10 protein-coding genes are annotated in these 13,416 nt (G+C 50.5%); 4 read left to right on the forward strand and 6 right to left on the reverse strand.

Annotated features, from left to right (window positions below):
• The coding region (locus tag ABYK60_RS11130) for a GNAT family N-acetyltransferase (protein ID WP_372872095.1) at positions 1-1,029 on the forward strand (1,029 nt) is incomplete at its 5' end.
• A 101-nt stretch (positions 1,030-1,130) separates the two neighbouring features.
• Here ABYK60_RS11130 and ABYK60_RS11135 read toward each other — a convergent pair.
• The 5 genes from ABYK60_RS11135 to ABYK60_RS11155 form a co-directional block, all read right to left on the reverse strand.
• Positions 1,131-2,153: a GGDEF domain-containing protein gene (locus ABYK60_RS11135; protein ID WP_372872096.1), complete on the reverse strand. Its 1,023-nt coding sequence runs from the start codon at positions 2,151-2,153 to the stop codon at positions 1,131-1,133.
• Between the two features lie 110 nt (positions 2,154-2,263).
• Positions 2,264-3,871 (reverse strand): phosphoethanolamine transferase, encoded by a 1,608-nt coding sequence (locus ABYK60_RS11140; protein ID WP_372872097.1) that lies wholly within the window; start codon positions 3,869-3,871, stop codon positions 2,264-2,266.
• Positions 3,872-4,036: 165 nt separating this feature from the next.
• Positions 4,037-6,130: a prolyl oligopeptidase family protein gene (locus ABYK60_RS11145; protein WP_372872098.1), complete on the reverse strand. Its 2,094-nt coding sequence runs from the start codon at positions 6,128-6,130 to the stop codon at positions 4,037-4,039.
• A gap of 122 nt (positions 6,131-6,252) precedes the next feature.
• A complete protein-coding gene (locus tag ABYK60_RS11150; protein ID WP_372872099.1) occupies positions 6,253-6,684 on the reverse strand; it encodes a MarR family winged helix-turn-helix transcriptional regulator in 432 nt (143 codons plus the stop codon).
• 18 nt (positions 6,685-6,702) lie between these two features.
• On the reverse strand, positions 6,703-7,803 hold the full coding sequence (locus ABYK60_RS11155) for a cation diffusion facilitator family transporter (protein ID WP_372872100.1): 1,101 nt from the start codon (positions 7,801-7,803) through the stop codon (positions 6,703-6,705).
• Between the two features lie 238 nt (positions 7,804-8,041).
• Between ABYK60_RS11155 and eco the strand changes: the two genes are divergently transcribed.
• From eco to ABYK60_RS11170, 3 genes are all read left to right on the forward strand, one after another.
• Positions 8,042-8,602: a serine protease inhibitor ecotin gene (gene eco, locus ABYK60_RS11160; RefSeq protein ID WP_372872101.1), complete on the forward strand. Its 561-nt coding sequence runs from the start codon at positions 8,042-8,044 to the stop codon at positions 8,600-8,602.
• A 100-nt stretch (positions 8,603-8,702) separates the two neighbouring features.
• Positions 8,703-9,380, forward strand: a complete 678-nt coding sequence (locus tag ABYK60_RS11165; protein ID WP_372872102.1) for a tRNA/rRNA methyltransferase — start codon at positions 8,703-8,705, stop codon at positions 9,378-9,380.
• A 33-nt stretch (positions 9,381-9,413) separates the two neighbouring features.
• Positions 9,414-10,982 (forward strand): S41 family peptidase, encoded by a 1,569-nt coding sequence (locus ABYK60_RS11170; protein WP_372872103.1) that lies wholly within the window; start codon positions 9,414-9,416, stop codon positions 10,980-10,982.
• 147 nt (positions 10,983-11,129) lie between these two features.
• Here the strand turns inward: ABYK60_RS11170 and ABYK60_RS11175 are convergent, their stop codons facing one another.
• Positions 11,130-13,409 (reverse strand): acyl-CoA dehydrogenase, encoded by a 2,280-nt coding sequence (locus tag ABYK60_RS11175; RefSeq protein ID WP_372872104.1) that lies wholly within the window; start codon positions 13,407-13,409, stop codon positions 11,130-11,132.
• Positions 13,410-13,416 lie beyond the last annotated feature (7 nt).

Consider the following 13,416-nt stretch of genomic DNA (forward strand, 5'->3'; position numbering starts at 1 on the left):
CAATCCAACCCTGAAGCCGCTATCGAAGGTCTGATCGTGCAACGAATGGCGCTTACTGCCGGAGCACAGGAGCTACGGATTGCGGTGATAAACGATCCGGTATTCGGACCGGCCATTTGTTTAGGAGAAGGTGGCTCTGAATGGCAACCCACCAAGGATGCCGCGGTTGCCCTGCCCCCGCTGAATATGGCGCTGGCGCGCTACATGGTTATTCAAGCACTGAAAACCGGCAAACTGCGCGACCGTCATCTGCCGGCAGGACTCGATATGCAGGCCTTATGTCTTATGCTGACCCAAATATCACACTTGGTCATAGACTGCCCACAAATTCAGACGCTGGATCTCAATCCGGTGCTCGCCGCCGGCGAAACCATCACCCTGCTGGATATCAACCTCAGACTCGATGCCAGCGTGACCGATAACAATAGCCGACTGGCAATTTTGCCATACCCCAAGGAGCTTGAAGAAACTGCCACCCTGAAAAACGGCATCGAAGTTATGCTGCGGCCGATTTTGCCGGAAGATGAGCCAAAGCATCTGGCATTTGATAATTCGCTTTCAGATGAAGACAGATACAAGCGTTATTTTGGTGCCCGGCAGCGGATGACCCATGAAGAAATGGCAGTTCTAACCCAAATAGATTACGCGCGGGAAATGGCTTTTATCGCCACTGCCAACGACGGTAACGGCGAAGAATATACCCTGGGTGCAGTGCGGGCTTCGATAGACCCGGACAATACTGAAGCAGAATTTGCCATGGCGGTCCGGAGCGACCATCAAGGCATGGGCCTCGGAAAATTGCTGCTTGAAAAGCTCATTCGATACTACCTGCAAAATGAAACAGCGGTACTCACCGGGTTCACCATGATTGAAAACCGTAATATGGCCAATCTGGCGAGAAACCTCGGTTTTACTGTAACCTTTGACATGGATGAGCATTTAATCAAAATGCATATGGACTTGGTTGCAAAACGCTTAAAAGACACAAACCGTGAAGAAGAACTGGCGTCACTAACTGATAAAACTTAGTCTGGGGAAATTCTGATACCGACCTAATGCCTAAACACTGCCCCGGTATCACCCATGTAAAATGTGACTGTAAATTAGTTTGCCAATGCCCGCAGGGAATATCAGTCTCTGGCCAATTTAATCAGATTCCGTCCACTCTTTTTGGCTTGAAAGAGTGCTTTATCCGCACGTTCAAACAGTGCCTCCGGCTCTTCGTGACGCCTTAATTCCGCGACACCAATGGACACTGTGATTTTGCCAAGATCAACCTGATCCTTACCTAATTTCAGTGTTTTGTGTGCAATTCTTTCCCTTAGGCTCTCAGCCACCAGACAGGCATTGGCTGCAGAAGTATCTTTTAAGAGGATTACAAATTCCTCACCACCGTAACGAGCGACAAAGTCATCCCCCTTAACGCCCATTTTCAGATTGTGGGCTACATAAACAAGCACCTTATCACCGGCGTTATGTCCCCAGGTATCGTTAAAGTGCTTGAACCAATCTATATCGATAACCAGAAGGCAGCACTTATGTTCATCCTGAGCCAATTGACGGGCAACTTCATCTTCATAGGCCCGCCTGTTATGTAAGCCAGTCAATTTGTCTGTCACCGAAATGACGGAGAGCTCGTTAATTTCGTTCTGCAAATGGTCAAGTTCTTCTCTCATGGACCTAAGGCTGTCACGTATCAGGTCATGATCACTCAGCACCTTGTCTACATCCGCCAATACCTGTTTTACCAGTCCATGCAGAGCTTCCGGGTCATTGTCTTGCTGTAACTGCTTGCCAAATGACTCAATACTTGTTTGAAAACTCTCAGAGCCCTGCGACAACTGACCTATTCGACTCAGCAGACTGTTGATCAGCATTATGGTTTCAAGTTGAACATTCTCAAGAACTTCAGGAGCCTTGTTCAACACAAAGTTGTTATAAAGTCCGAGGCAAACATCGGTATTAAATTCCACTTTATTGGAAAGCAGAGCCTCAATGGCACTCACCAGCGCCAAATCCTGCCCCAAAAAGTACTGATACCAGACAGCGTAGTTTTCAGGCGTAACCGGTATACCCAGTGCCGACATTTGCGGGACGGCCTGTCTCAAGATGCTGGCCGACAGATCCAGGAATTTATTTCGAGTTTTGTCCATATCTTATCTTTTCGTCTTTATTCAGACATGTCGAATTAAGCATAAACCAACCCTCAGTTTCACCACGCCATCACAAAAATGCCAGCATTAGAATGCTATTTGTTTCCTGCTCAGAAACGACATCCTGCAAAAATGTCCAGTTCTCTCTTATAAACAGCTGTTTGGATGTTCATCCATCCCAACAGGCTATCGAACAGATTATCATGGGACCATGGGCCGGATAACTGCCGCAGGCATTGCTCATTTATTTTGTTTTCGGTTGTAAAACTTTCTGAATGCCAGACAAACCAAGGGATACTTATCTGTTCCTTGGGGGCAAACGCATACGGAGCACCATGGAGGTACAAACCTTTCTCACCCAATGACTCGCCGTGATCGGAAATGTACATCAACGCAGTGTCGGCAACGTTTTCGAATTCTGTCAGGCGCTTAATGACTTCAGCTATGATGAAGTCGCTGTAACGAATGGTATTGTCGTAGGTGTTTACCAGAGCCTCGTTACTGCAGTTCTGAATATCACTGCGGGGGCAGTCCGGTGTGTAAGCCCGGTGTGCCTCGGGATAACGCTGGTAATAGGTTGGCCCATGGCTACCCATTATGTGCAGCACTACCAGGGTGTCTTTCTCCACGCCCTTTTCAAGCAGGGAATCGAGGCGGCGCAGTAACACTTCATCCAGGCAGGATTCGCCGTCGCAAAGCTCAGGGCTGTCATCCAGTGGAATAAGCTCATTGTCAACCCGGCTGCAAACTCCTTTACAGCCGCTGTCGTTGTCAATCCAGCTTACCTGCACCCCGGCGTGGCTAAGCACATCGATGGCACTATCCTGCGCGCGGGCTCGTCTGGCATCGTACTCTTCACGGCTCATGCGGGAAAACATGCATGGTAGCGACTGAGCGGTGGCTGTGCCGCATGATGTCACATCTGCAAATACCACAGGGTTATAGGGCTTAGTGTGGGCATTGGTGTCTTTTTGATAGCCATAATACTGATAATTCATCGAGCGGGCGGTTTCACCCACCACCAGCACAGTCAAGAGCGGCTTTTGATTGCTGTCGGTGGTTTCGTTTTTGGCATCTTCCCCCAGAGGCTGATACACCAGTGGGGTTTCAAAGTAGCGCTGATTGAGATACTTACCCGCCGCGCCCATAAAATAAGTCGGCACTATCAGCTGTTTCATATCATCGTTGTTGCGCCCGAACGCCACATAATCCTGATAATAGACGCCAAGAATGGCACCGGCGCAGGCCAACATGGCGGCCATAAACCCAAGCTTGTGCAGCACCTCTTTCCACCACACCCGGTATTCAATGGGCGCTTTGAATATCAGCACCGCAGGCAATATCCCAAGTAAGGCAAAGCCGATAATAGACTCGGCGTTCACGTACATCAGGGCTTCAGCGCTGTGGGTTTCGAAGATGTTTTCCATCATGGCACGGTCAAACACGATGCCGTACTTGTACATGCCATAAACCACTGAGGCCGACAGCAGAGTCAGCCCCATGAAAAACGGCTTGGCGAGGTATTTGAAGCTGAACAGCGAGAAGATAAATGCCAGCAGACAGGTCAGCAGAACGGGTAAACTGGCTACAAACAGCCAGTCGATGTGAGACAGCGCCTTGAGCCCTTCGGACGCCCTGATATACAAGGGAATGTTAAGAATTAGCGCGTAATACAGGGCGACAAAAAACGTAAAACGATTTAAACCGATGGACTTCAAACTGACTCTCCCCCAAATAAAGCCCGACAAAAGTGTGCCTATTGTAAACGTGACATTAAAAAATAAAACAAAAGTCTCAGCCTATGGGACAAATGCCCAATAAAAAACCACCGGGCCGTCAGCAGCCTCGGTGGTTTTGTTTAGGTGTGAGCCGATCCCCGGCTGTTACAACTTAAGCTGCTTCAATAAGTAGGCATACGCCAGGCTATTAAGTTCCGCAGTTTGTTTATTATCTGCCGCGCCGGCATGGCCGCCTTCCATGTTTTCGAAGTACAGCACTTGGTAACCCATGTCTTCCATTTTGGCCACCATCTTACGGGCATGGCCTGGGTGCACCCGGTCATCACGGGTAGAGGTGGTAAAGAACACTTTTGGATACTGGGTATCTTTGTGCAGGTTATGGTATGGCGAGAAGGTTTTAATGTAATCCCACTCAGCAGCCACATCCGGGTTGCCGTACTCGCCCATCCAGCTGGCGCCGGCAAGCAGTTTGTTATAACGCTTCATATCCAGCAGTGGCACCTGACACACGACGGCATTATACAGGTCCGGTCTGCGGGTAAAGGCGGCACCCATCAGCAGGCCGCCGTTACTGCCACCCTGAATACCCAGGTGTTTAGGCGAGGTGATTTTGCGCTTAATCAGATCTTCAGCAATCGCTTCAAAGTCTTCATAGGCCTTATGACGGTTTTGCTTAAGCGCGGCCTGGTGCCAGCCTGGACCGTATTCACCGCCGCCACGAATGTTAGCCAGCACATAAACGCCGCCCTGCTCCAGCCAGTTCTTACCTGTGGTGGCAGAGTAGAAAGGACGCAGCGACACTTCAAATCCGCCATAGCCGTACAGCAGAGTTGGGTTGGTGCCATCGAGCTTGATGTCTTTGGCCATCACGGCAAAGTAAGGCACCTTGGTGCCATCTTTACTGGTGGCAAAATACTGTTTTGCTTCAAATTTTGAGGCATCAAACTGAGCAGGCATCGCCTTGAGTGACTCACGCTTGAGACTTTCGGCGTTCACACTGTAAAGGGTGGAGGGTTCGAGGAAGCTGGTGTAGGTAACAAACAGATCGTCTCTGTCGCGGCTGCTGTCGAACACGCTGATGCTGCCGTTACTTGGGAAACCGACGTTTTCACCCTGCCACGCTCCCTTGTTATCTTTACGATAGCGCACCAGCTTGCTCTTAACGTCTTCAAGCCAGTTCACCAGCACCGCATTGCGGGTAAAGGTAACCTGACTGATGGATGAATTGGCGTCGGGTTTTACAAACAGCGCAAATTCAGGCTTACCGGCCAGCAATTTGTCGGCCTTGGTATAAACAATGGCACCCTGCGGGAAGCTCATTGCGCCAAGCTTCATTTCGCTCTTCAGCTCAACGAAGATATCACCTTTAAAGAAGCCCTTGAGATCGGCATCCTTTGGCAGCGGCAGATCCACCAGCTTGCCATCGACCAGCGCCTTATAGCTGGCTTCATAGAAGGTTTCGGCTTCAGACACCAGCTTGAGCGGCGTTTTATCGTCCCAAATCACGTAGCCAGACGAGGCAACGGAAGCCTTGTTACCGGCATAAACTTCTTTGGCGTCTTTAATGTCAGTGCCGCGGGTCCACACTTTCACTTTGCGTGGGTAGCCGGAGTCGGTCCAGGCATCGCCCTCGGCAAAATCGGTCCCCACAAACAGGGTATTTTCGTCAATCCAACTGGCGCTGGACTTGGCTTCCGGCAGGAAGAATCCCTGCTTGTCAGCGGGAACGAAACTTAAACTGGAGAGGTCAAACTCACGGATTTCAACGGCATCGGCGCCGCCTCGGGACAAAGACACCAGGCAACGCACGTTCTTCGGATACTGACAGTCCATGCCCTTGAATACCCAGTTAACCCCTTCGGCTTTGCCAAGGGCATCGATATCCAGCACGGTTTCCCACTGGGGCGCGTCTTTGACGTATTCAGTCATGGTGGTGCGGCGATAGATGCCGCGAGGATTGGCTTCATCTTTCCAGAAGTTATACAGGTGATCGCCGATACGGCCGGCATAGGGAATACGCGCCTTATCGTTAAGGATGTCCAGCGCGTTATCTACCAAGGCGTTGTAACCAGGCACGGCTTTGAGTTCCTCGAGGGAGCGGTCGTTTTGAGTCTTCACCCAGGCCAGGGCTTTTTCACCCTCGACCTCCTCGAGCCAGACAAAGGGATCGTCGCCTTCGGCGGCAACGTTGAAGGCGAGCAAAGAGGCTGCGCCAAGAAGCAGTATCCGTTGTTTCATTGTTTGTCCTTGTGATGTTGCGAACGCAATAATTGTTATAAGGACACTAAATTATCTGAATTTTCAGCAGGCGCAACCGCCTGCCGGGTTCAAGTGTAAAGGTTTGTTTCAGTCAGGGCTGATCAGGTGAGCGTATCGAACTTCTCGGTCAGAAGCCCAAGCAGTCGCTGCAGCGTGGCCTTATCATCGGCGCTCAGATCGCCGGTCAGCGTTTGAGTCATCTCAAGATGAGCCAAATCGTGTTCCTTAAAGAGCTGATGCCCATGTTTTGTCAATGAAATCAGCAGTGAACGCCTGTCCTGAGGATTGGCGATACGATCCACCAAGCCATCGCTTGCCAGTTTATCAACCCGTACCGTTAAGGTTCCTGTACTGATACAAAGCTTTTCAGCCAAATCTGTCATCCGCATCGGGCCGTAGAGCCCGAGCAGTTCAAGGGTATGCATCATTGGCAGCGGTAGACCGCTGCCTTCAACAATATGGTGTTCCCACGCAGAAAAGCGCTCATAAAATTCAACCAGCAGCTTATTGATATCCATCGCTTTAGTGTTCATGGGGTGATCCTTATGGCCTCACGCGTGCCGCTCACAGTCGCAGCGATGCACTTCCACTGTCACATGGTGAAAGCCAAGCTCTGACTTGATGCGATCGACAAAATAACTACTGTCTTTGGGCGCATGGCTTACCAATCCCAGAATACAGGCCTTGTGATCGGCGCTGATCCGCCAGATATGCAGGTCGCTTATGCCATGGTCGGGCACGCTTGCCACCAATGCCTTAATACTGTCTCGCTGGGCTTTGCTGCCGGTGGCATCCAGCAGCACAGGCGCGGTATCGCGTACCAAACCAATGGCCCAGCGACCGATAATCACTGCCCCCAGAATGCCGATAAGCGGATCGAGCCAGGTCAACCCAAGGAACTTACCCGCCAGCAAGGCGCCGATGGCCAGCACGGAAGTCAGTGCATCTGCCAGTACGTGCAGATACGCGGCCCGCAGATTGTGGTCATGGTGATGGCCGTGATGTTCATGTTCGTGTACATGATGCTCATGACCGTGTGCATCCTGGTGATGTGAGTGAGCATGGCCGTCGGCATCGGTGTGGGCATGCATATGTTGATGGTCGTGCTGGTGCTCGTGTTCATGGCCGTTGTCATCAGCATGGTCATGATGGTGACCGTGATGATGATGGTGATGATGGTGGTGATGATGGTGGTCTTTAAGTAAAAACGCACTCAGCAGATTCACCGACAGACCTATGATGGCAACCAGAATCGCTTCGTCGAAGGCAATTTCATGGGGTGAAATCAGCCGCATACCAGACTCAATCACCATAATAAGTGCCACCAGACCAAGGGCAACTGCGCTGGCAAAGCCGCCAAGCACCCCAACCTTGCCTGTACCAAACGCGAACGATGGGTTGTCTTTATGCTTCAGCGCATAACGATAAGCAAACAGGGTGATTAAAAATGCCGCCGCGTGGGTGCCCATGTGCCAGCCATCAGCCAGCAGCGCCATAGAGCCATATACGGTACCGGCGAGAATTTCGGCCACCATGGTTACAACGGTCAGGATCAGCACAATGCGGGTGCTGCGCTCACCGGCATCGTTATGCGTGAAGAAATCGTGGGAGTGCTGCCAGTTGGCAACGGAATGAAAAGGACGCGTGTTCATAAGTTCACTGCTTGTTGTAGATTTGACGGCAAAAGGTTAGCGCGGTTTTAGTGTGGATTAAATTAGTTTGAACATCAAACTATTTGAAACGTGAAATAACTCACAGGCTGCGTTAGTCAAACAAAATAAAAATTTTTTTCGTGGGCTTTAACCCTTTTTCCGATTAGCCTCGTTTACAGGAATACAGCGGGTATGAGTTCCAGCTATTTTTGGGGTCTTCCCTTATCAAGGAGTTATTATGCTAAAACCCTTTTCTGTAAAAAATCTGATGCTGACCGGCCTTTTTTCTCTGGCAACCCTGTCTGTGGCTAATGCCACTTCCCCTGCCCATCCGGATGGAGTCAATCAGAATATGATCACCGCTGAGCACTTTAATGCCGCCGATTATCAGGCCAGGGATGCCAGCAAGATGTTTCCGGCGCCCACAGCCGGGATGGTGCAGCACATCCTGACCCTGCCACAGCTTGAAAACGAACAGAACTACATGGTTGAGGTTCAGGTTGGACAAACCAAACTGGTCGACTGTAACAAGCACGGCCTGCGTGGTGAGCTCAAATCCGTCAACCTCCAGGGCTGGGGTTACACCTACTACGAAGTGACCGAAATCGCCGACGGCCCAAGCACCATGATGGCCTGTTTCGATAAGGCCAAGACCGAAGCCTTTGTGCGCATTCCCGGCGATCATAAATTTGCCTACAACAGCAAGCTGCCGATGGTGTTTTACATTCCTGAAGGCGCCGAGCTTAAATACCGCCTATGGACGGCAGAGCCGGAACTCAACAGTTCAAAAGCACATTAATTCGCTGCATGTTAAGCCGCTGTAAAGGCGGCTTATGTACGCCTCAAGCAATTAAGTCGTTATACTGCACGGCACTGAATTCTGTGGAGTATCTTTGATCATGTTGTCCATCGTACTAGTAGAACCTGCCCGTGCAGCCAATGTGGGGGCTGCAGCCCGCGCAATGAAAACCATGGGTTTCGAACATCTCATTATCGTTGGAAGCAAAGTTCATCTTGAAGATGAAGCACGGTGGGTGGCGCATGGTGCGACGGATATATTGGATAATGTTCAGTGTTACGACAGTTTTGACGAGCTAAGGCAACATTTTGATTTACTTATTGCCACGACCGCCAGAGAACGAGGCAGCCCCCGCACTTTCCTGACGCCACATGAATTGGGCGACACGCTTCTGACTAGCGGAGCAAAAACCAAAGCACTTGTTTTTGGCAGAGAAGCCAGTGGTTTATCCAATCAGGAGCTTAATACCTGCGATCTGTTCAGCTATGTACCCCTTGCTGCTGACTACCCCTCCCTTAATCTTGGACAGGCTGTCATGGTATACAGCTACGCCCTTTCAGGCTTACGTAATACCATCGGCCTTAATGCTGTCGATGCAAATCCCGGCCAAATTCAGTCTCTGAAACAAAAAGCTCAGCAACTGTCCGATTTACTGGGCCTGAATGAAAATGACAAACTGCGCCCCTGGTTGCAAAATAGTATTGGTCTGTTATCAGATCGTGATTGTAAGCTGGCTCATCAACTTATCAGTGATATCATCAAAAAAATTCCCAGCTGAGTCACCAGTATTCTAATAAAAAGGAGTTTTGATATGCAGTACACCAAGACGTACATCCTCGTCATGTCCTTTATCGCCGGACTATCAGGATGCGGAGGCGGTTCAGGAGATAGTGGTAATAACAGCAGCGGCAGTAGCAACGATATCACCTGGGTAAAGGGTTCCTTTGCCAATGAGGCGATATTCAAGAATTACTGTGCCAATCCAAGAGCAAGCAGCAGCGATAAATCCGGCAGTGAACTTCACGAAAAAATGTGGCTTCGCTCCTGGACTAATAATACTTATCTTTGGTACAGCGAAGTACCTGACAATGACCCTGACTCTTTCAGCACAGTATCAAGCTATTTTGCGCAGTTAAAAACACCGTTAAAAGCGCCAAGTGGCGCAGACAAAGACAGATTCCATGGCAGCATGTCCACCGATGAGTGGCAAGCCCTGTCCAATTCCGGAGAGTCTGTTGGCTATGGCGTGGAATTTGAACTGCTCCAGTCTCGCCCTCCCCGCAAAATTGTTGCCGCTTACACTGAACCCGGCAGCGTCGCGGTTTCTGCCGGTGTAGTTCGTGGCACTGAGTTCCTCGAGGCCAATGGCGTCCTGGTGAGAGACGGCGATGCGGACAGCCTTAATGAGGCCTTCTTTCCCAGCACCAATGGCAAAACGAGTACTTTCAAAATCCGCGAACCCGGCGGTACGGAACGCACTATTTCCATGACAGCCGGCAAAGTGGTGCAGGATCCGGTACAAAATGTCAAAGCCATTGCCACTGCCAGCGGAAACGTGGGCTATTTGCAATTCAACAGCCACATTGCCACTTCAGAAAAAGAGCTGGTAGATGCCATCACGACCTTGAAATCTCAGGGAATTAAAGATTTGGTGCTGGATGTGCGTTATAACGGCGGTGGCCTGTTGGCCATTGCCAGCCAGCTTGGCTACATGATTACCGGTCCATCGCGTACAACAAATAAAGTTTTTGAAAACACTACCTTCAATGATAAGCACACAAGTACCAATCCGGTAACAGGACAGACTTTGGTTCCAATGCCGTTCTACAACACCGGCCTTGGATTTTCCTACAGTCAGGGCGCGAGTTTGCCGCACCTGGATTTATCACGGGTGTACCTGTTAACCACATCCGGTACTTGTTCAGCTTCCGAAGCCATTATTAACGGTTTACGGGGCGTGAATGTGGACGTCATTCAAATCGGCAAACGCACCTGTGGCAAACCCTATGGTTTTTATCCGACAGACAATTGCGGTACCACTTATTTCAGCATCCAATTCCGAGGGGAAAACGACAAAGGCTTCGGTGACTATGCTGACGGCTTTGAACCCAATAACAGCCCGGTAATTGCCGGTGAGCCGGTTCCCGGATGTTATCTTGATGATGATTTTGCGCACCAACTGGGTGATCCGGCGGAGTCATTGCTGGCAGCAGCGCTGCAATACCGTCAGGACCAAACATGCCCGGCACCTGCCGCAGCCAGCATGACACCATTCAAAGTGCAGGCAATGAATAGTGGCGATGCCATTAAAGATGTGCGCAACCTTCAGTTTTTCAGAAGTAACCGTGTGCTGACTACGCCCGCAGATACCTTGGAGTAATAACTGAAATCTGTAGCTGACATGGGACAATAAGCAGCCCGGGATAAGGTGCTTTTCAATGACTCAATCCCGATAAGTCCAAACCATAAGTTGAAAAGAAAAACGCCCTGTGAATAACACAGGGCGTTTCTGTCTCAGGCGTGGAATTTACAGTGACGCAAATTCATCAACATTGATTGCTGCAACACGCAGCGAGTCGGCCTTTTTCAACGCATCCAGTTCTTCGTCGGTAATAACATCAGCCGCCAGTGCCTGTTCCAGCATGGAAGCAGACATCCCCTTCCCTTTTAGCTTCCCATCCTTCTGTGCAGCGCGGATTTTCTTATAAATACCGCGACATTCATACTGAGCGACAAAAGCCTCTTCCACCTCAGCAATACCGCCTATGTCACCATCAAATGATGGGCAAAGGAAGGTCAGACGATCCCGCGCAGGTCCGGGTTTGAGCATGGCTTGCACCACCTGGGTAGCCAGTTTGTCAGACGGCCCCTTAAAGTGGTTACCCAGCGGCAGCACCAGTGCACGCAGTAGCCAAGCCACAGGGCGCATCGGAAAGTTACGCAGTGCATCGTCAAGCGCCTTGGCAGCTTTCATCAGTCGGGTTTGCATCACATAATGCACCGTTGGCAGGTCATCATGCTGGCGGCCGTTATCTTCATAAAGCTTCAGGGTGGCGGACGCCAAATACAGCTCGGACAAAACGTCACCCAGGCGGGCTGACAACATTTCACGGCGCTTGAGTTCACCGCCGAGAATAAGCATCGCCATATCCGTCATTATCGCAAGAGCAGACGACATGCGTCCGAGGTGTTGATAGTAACGCTTGGTTTCACCACTGACCGGTGACTGGGCAAAACGACTTCCGGTAAGTGCCGAAAACAAACTGGAGAAAGCATTACGGGTTGCATAGCCCATATGCCCCATCAGCAAATTGTCGAAACGCTCAAGAGCCTCATCGACATCATCCATTCCGGCCGCTTCCATTTCCGCCAGCACATATGGATGACAACGGGTAGCACCCTGACCGAAAATCATCAGGCTGCGGGTGAGAATGTTTGCGCCTTCCACAGTGATGGAAATAGGGTTTGCCATATAAGCATGGGCAAGATAGTTCTTTGGCCCAATCTGTATGCCCTTGCCCGACTGAATATCCATGGCGTCGTTCATGACGTCACGGCCCATTTCGGTCATGTGGTACTTGGCAATAGCGGTGACAACGGATGGCTTCACCTTCAGGTCAATGCCCGTAGTTGTTAAACGGCGAGCGGCCTCCAACTGGTAGGTATTACCAATGATACGCGCCAACGCCTCCTGCACACCTTCAAAGTGGCCAATGGACATGCCAAATTGTTTACGCACGTAGCTGTAGGCAGTCGTCGTTTTGGTCGCCACATGGCCAGAAGCTGTTGCCAGTGCAGGCAGAGAGATACCACGCCCTGCAGATAAGCACTCAACCAGCATACGCCAGCCTTTACCAGCGTACTGGGGACCACCGATGATCCAGTCAAGGGGAATAAACACCTTGTCACCACGGGTGGTGCCGTTCATAAACGCCATATTCAGTGGGTTATGACGATTGCCAATTTCAACGCCCGGGTGATTGGTGGGGATCAAGGCACAGGTAATACCCAGATGCTTTTTGTCACCGAGCAATCCGTTGGGATCTTGCATCTGGAATGCCAATCCAAGCACCGTGGCAACCGGAGCCAGAGTGATGTAACGTTTGTTCCAGCTAAGCTCAAGTCCCAGCACTTCTTCGCCGTTAAATTCACCCTGCTTAACTATGCCTACATCCGGGATAGCCCCCGCATCGGAACCCGCTTCAGGCCCAGTCAGTGCAAAACAGGGGATTTCATCGCCTTTCGCCAACGCTGGCAACCAAAAATCTTTTTGCTCGGTAGTACCATAGTGAGTCAGAAGCTCGCCCGGACCCAGTGAGTTTGGCACCATCACTGTTACCGCGGCGCTGACACTGCGGCTGGCAAGCTTGGCAACGATGGTGGAATTGGCGTACGCCGAGAAACCTTTACCGCCGTACTTTTTGGGAATGATAAGCGCGAAAAAGCCTTCTTTTTTAAAATAGTCCCACAGCTCTGGCGGCAGATCTTTGCGGTTATGTACGATATCGAAGTCGTCAATCATCGACATTGCCGTCATAACCTGGTTATCGAGAAACTCCTTTTCCTCAGCAGAGAGCGAAGACTTGCCATATGCATGCAATGCTTCCCAATTGGGTTTACCGCGAAACAGCTCACCTTCCCACCAGACATCACCCGCCTCCATGGCCTCACGCTCAGTGTCTGACAAAGGCGGCAAAACTCGTTTAAAAAAAGCAAATACCGGCTGAGTAATGAATTTCATCCTCAAATCTTTTACCGCGAACAGCACAATGACGGCTGCCACCAACAATAACAACAATGTGATCATGGCAATG

The sequence above is a fragment of the Shewanella sp. genome, from assembly GCF_041630135.1.
Taxonomy (GTDB): Bacteria; Pseudomonadota; Gammaproteobacteria; order Enterobacterales; family Shewanellaceae; genus Shewanella.

Bases quoted from the DNA above. Each gene is read 5' to 3' on its own strand.
- ABYK60_RS11135 (WP_372872096.1), bottom strand. From the start codon at position 2,153: ATGGACAAAACTCGAAATAAATTCCTGGATCTGTCGGCCAGCATCTTG.
- ABYK60_RS11145 (WP_372872098.1), bottom strand. From the start codon at position 6,130: ATGAAACAACGGATACTGCTTCTTGGCGCAGCCTCTTTGCTCGCCTTC.
- ABYK60_RS11150 (WP_372872099.1), bottom strand. From the start codon at position 6,684: ATGAACACTAAAGCGATGGATATCAATAAGCTGCTGGTTGAATTTTAT.
- ABYK60_RS11155 (WP_372872100.1), bottom strand. From the start codon at position 7,803: ATGAACACGCGTCCTTTTCATTCCGTTGCCAACTGGCAGCACTCCCAC.
- eco (WP_372872101.1), top strand. From the start codon at position 8,042: ATGCTAAAACCCTTTTCTGTAAAAAATCTGATGCTGACCGGCCTTTTT.
- ABYK60_RS11165 (WP_372872102.1), top strand. From the start codon at position 8,703: ATGTTGTCCATCGTACTAGTAGAACCTGCCCGTGCAGCCAATGTGGGG.
- ABYK60_RS11170 (WP_372872103.1), top strand. From the start codon at position 9,414: ATGCAGTACACCAAGACGTACATCCTCGTCATGTCCTTTATCGCCGGA.
- ABYK60_RS11175 (WP_372872104.1), bottom strand. From the start codon at position 13,409: ATGATCACATTGTTGTTATTGTTGGTGGCAGCCGTCATTGTGCTGTTC.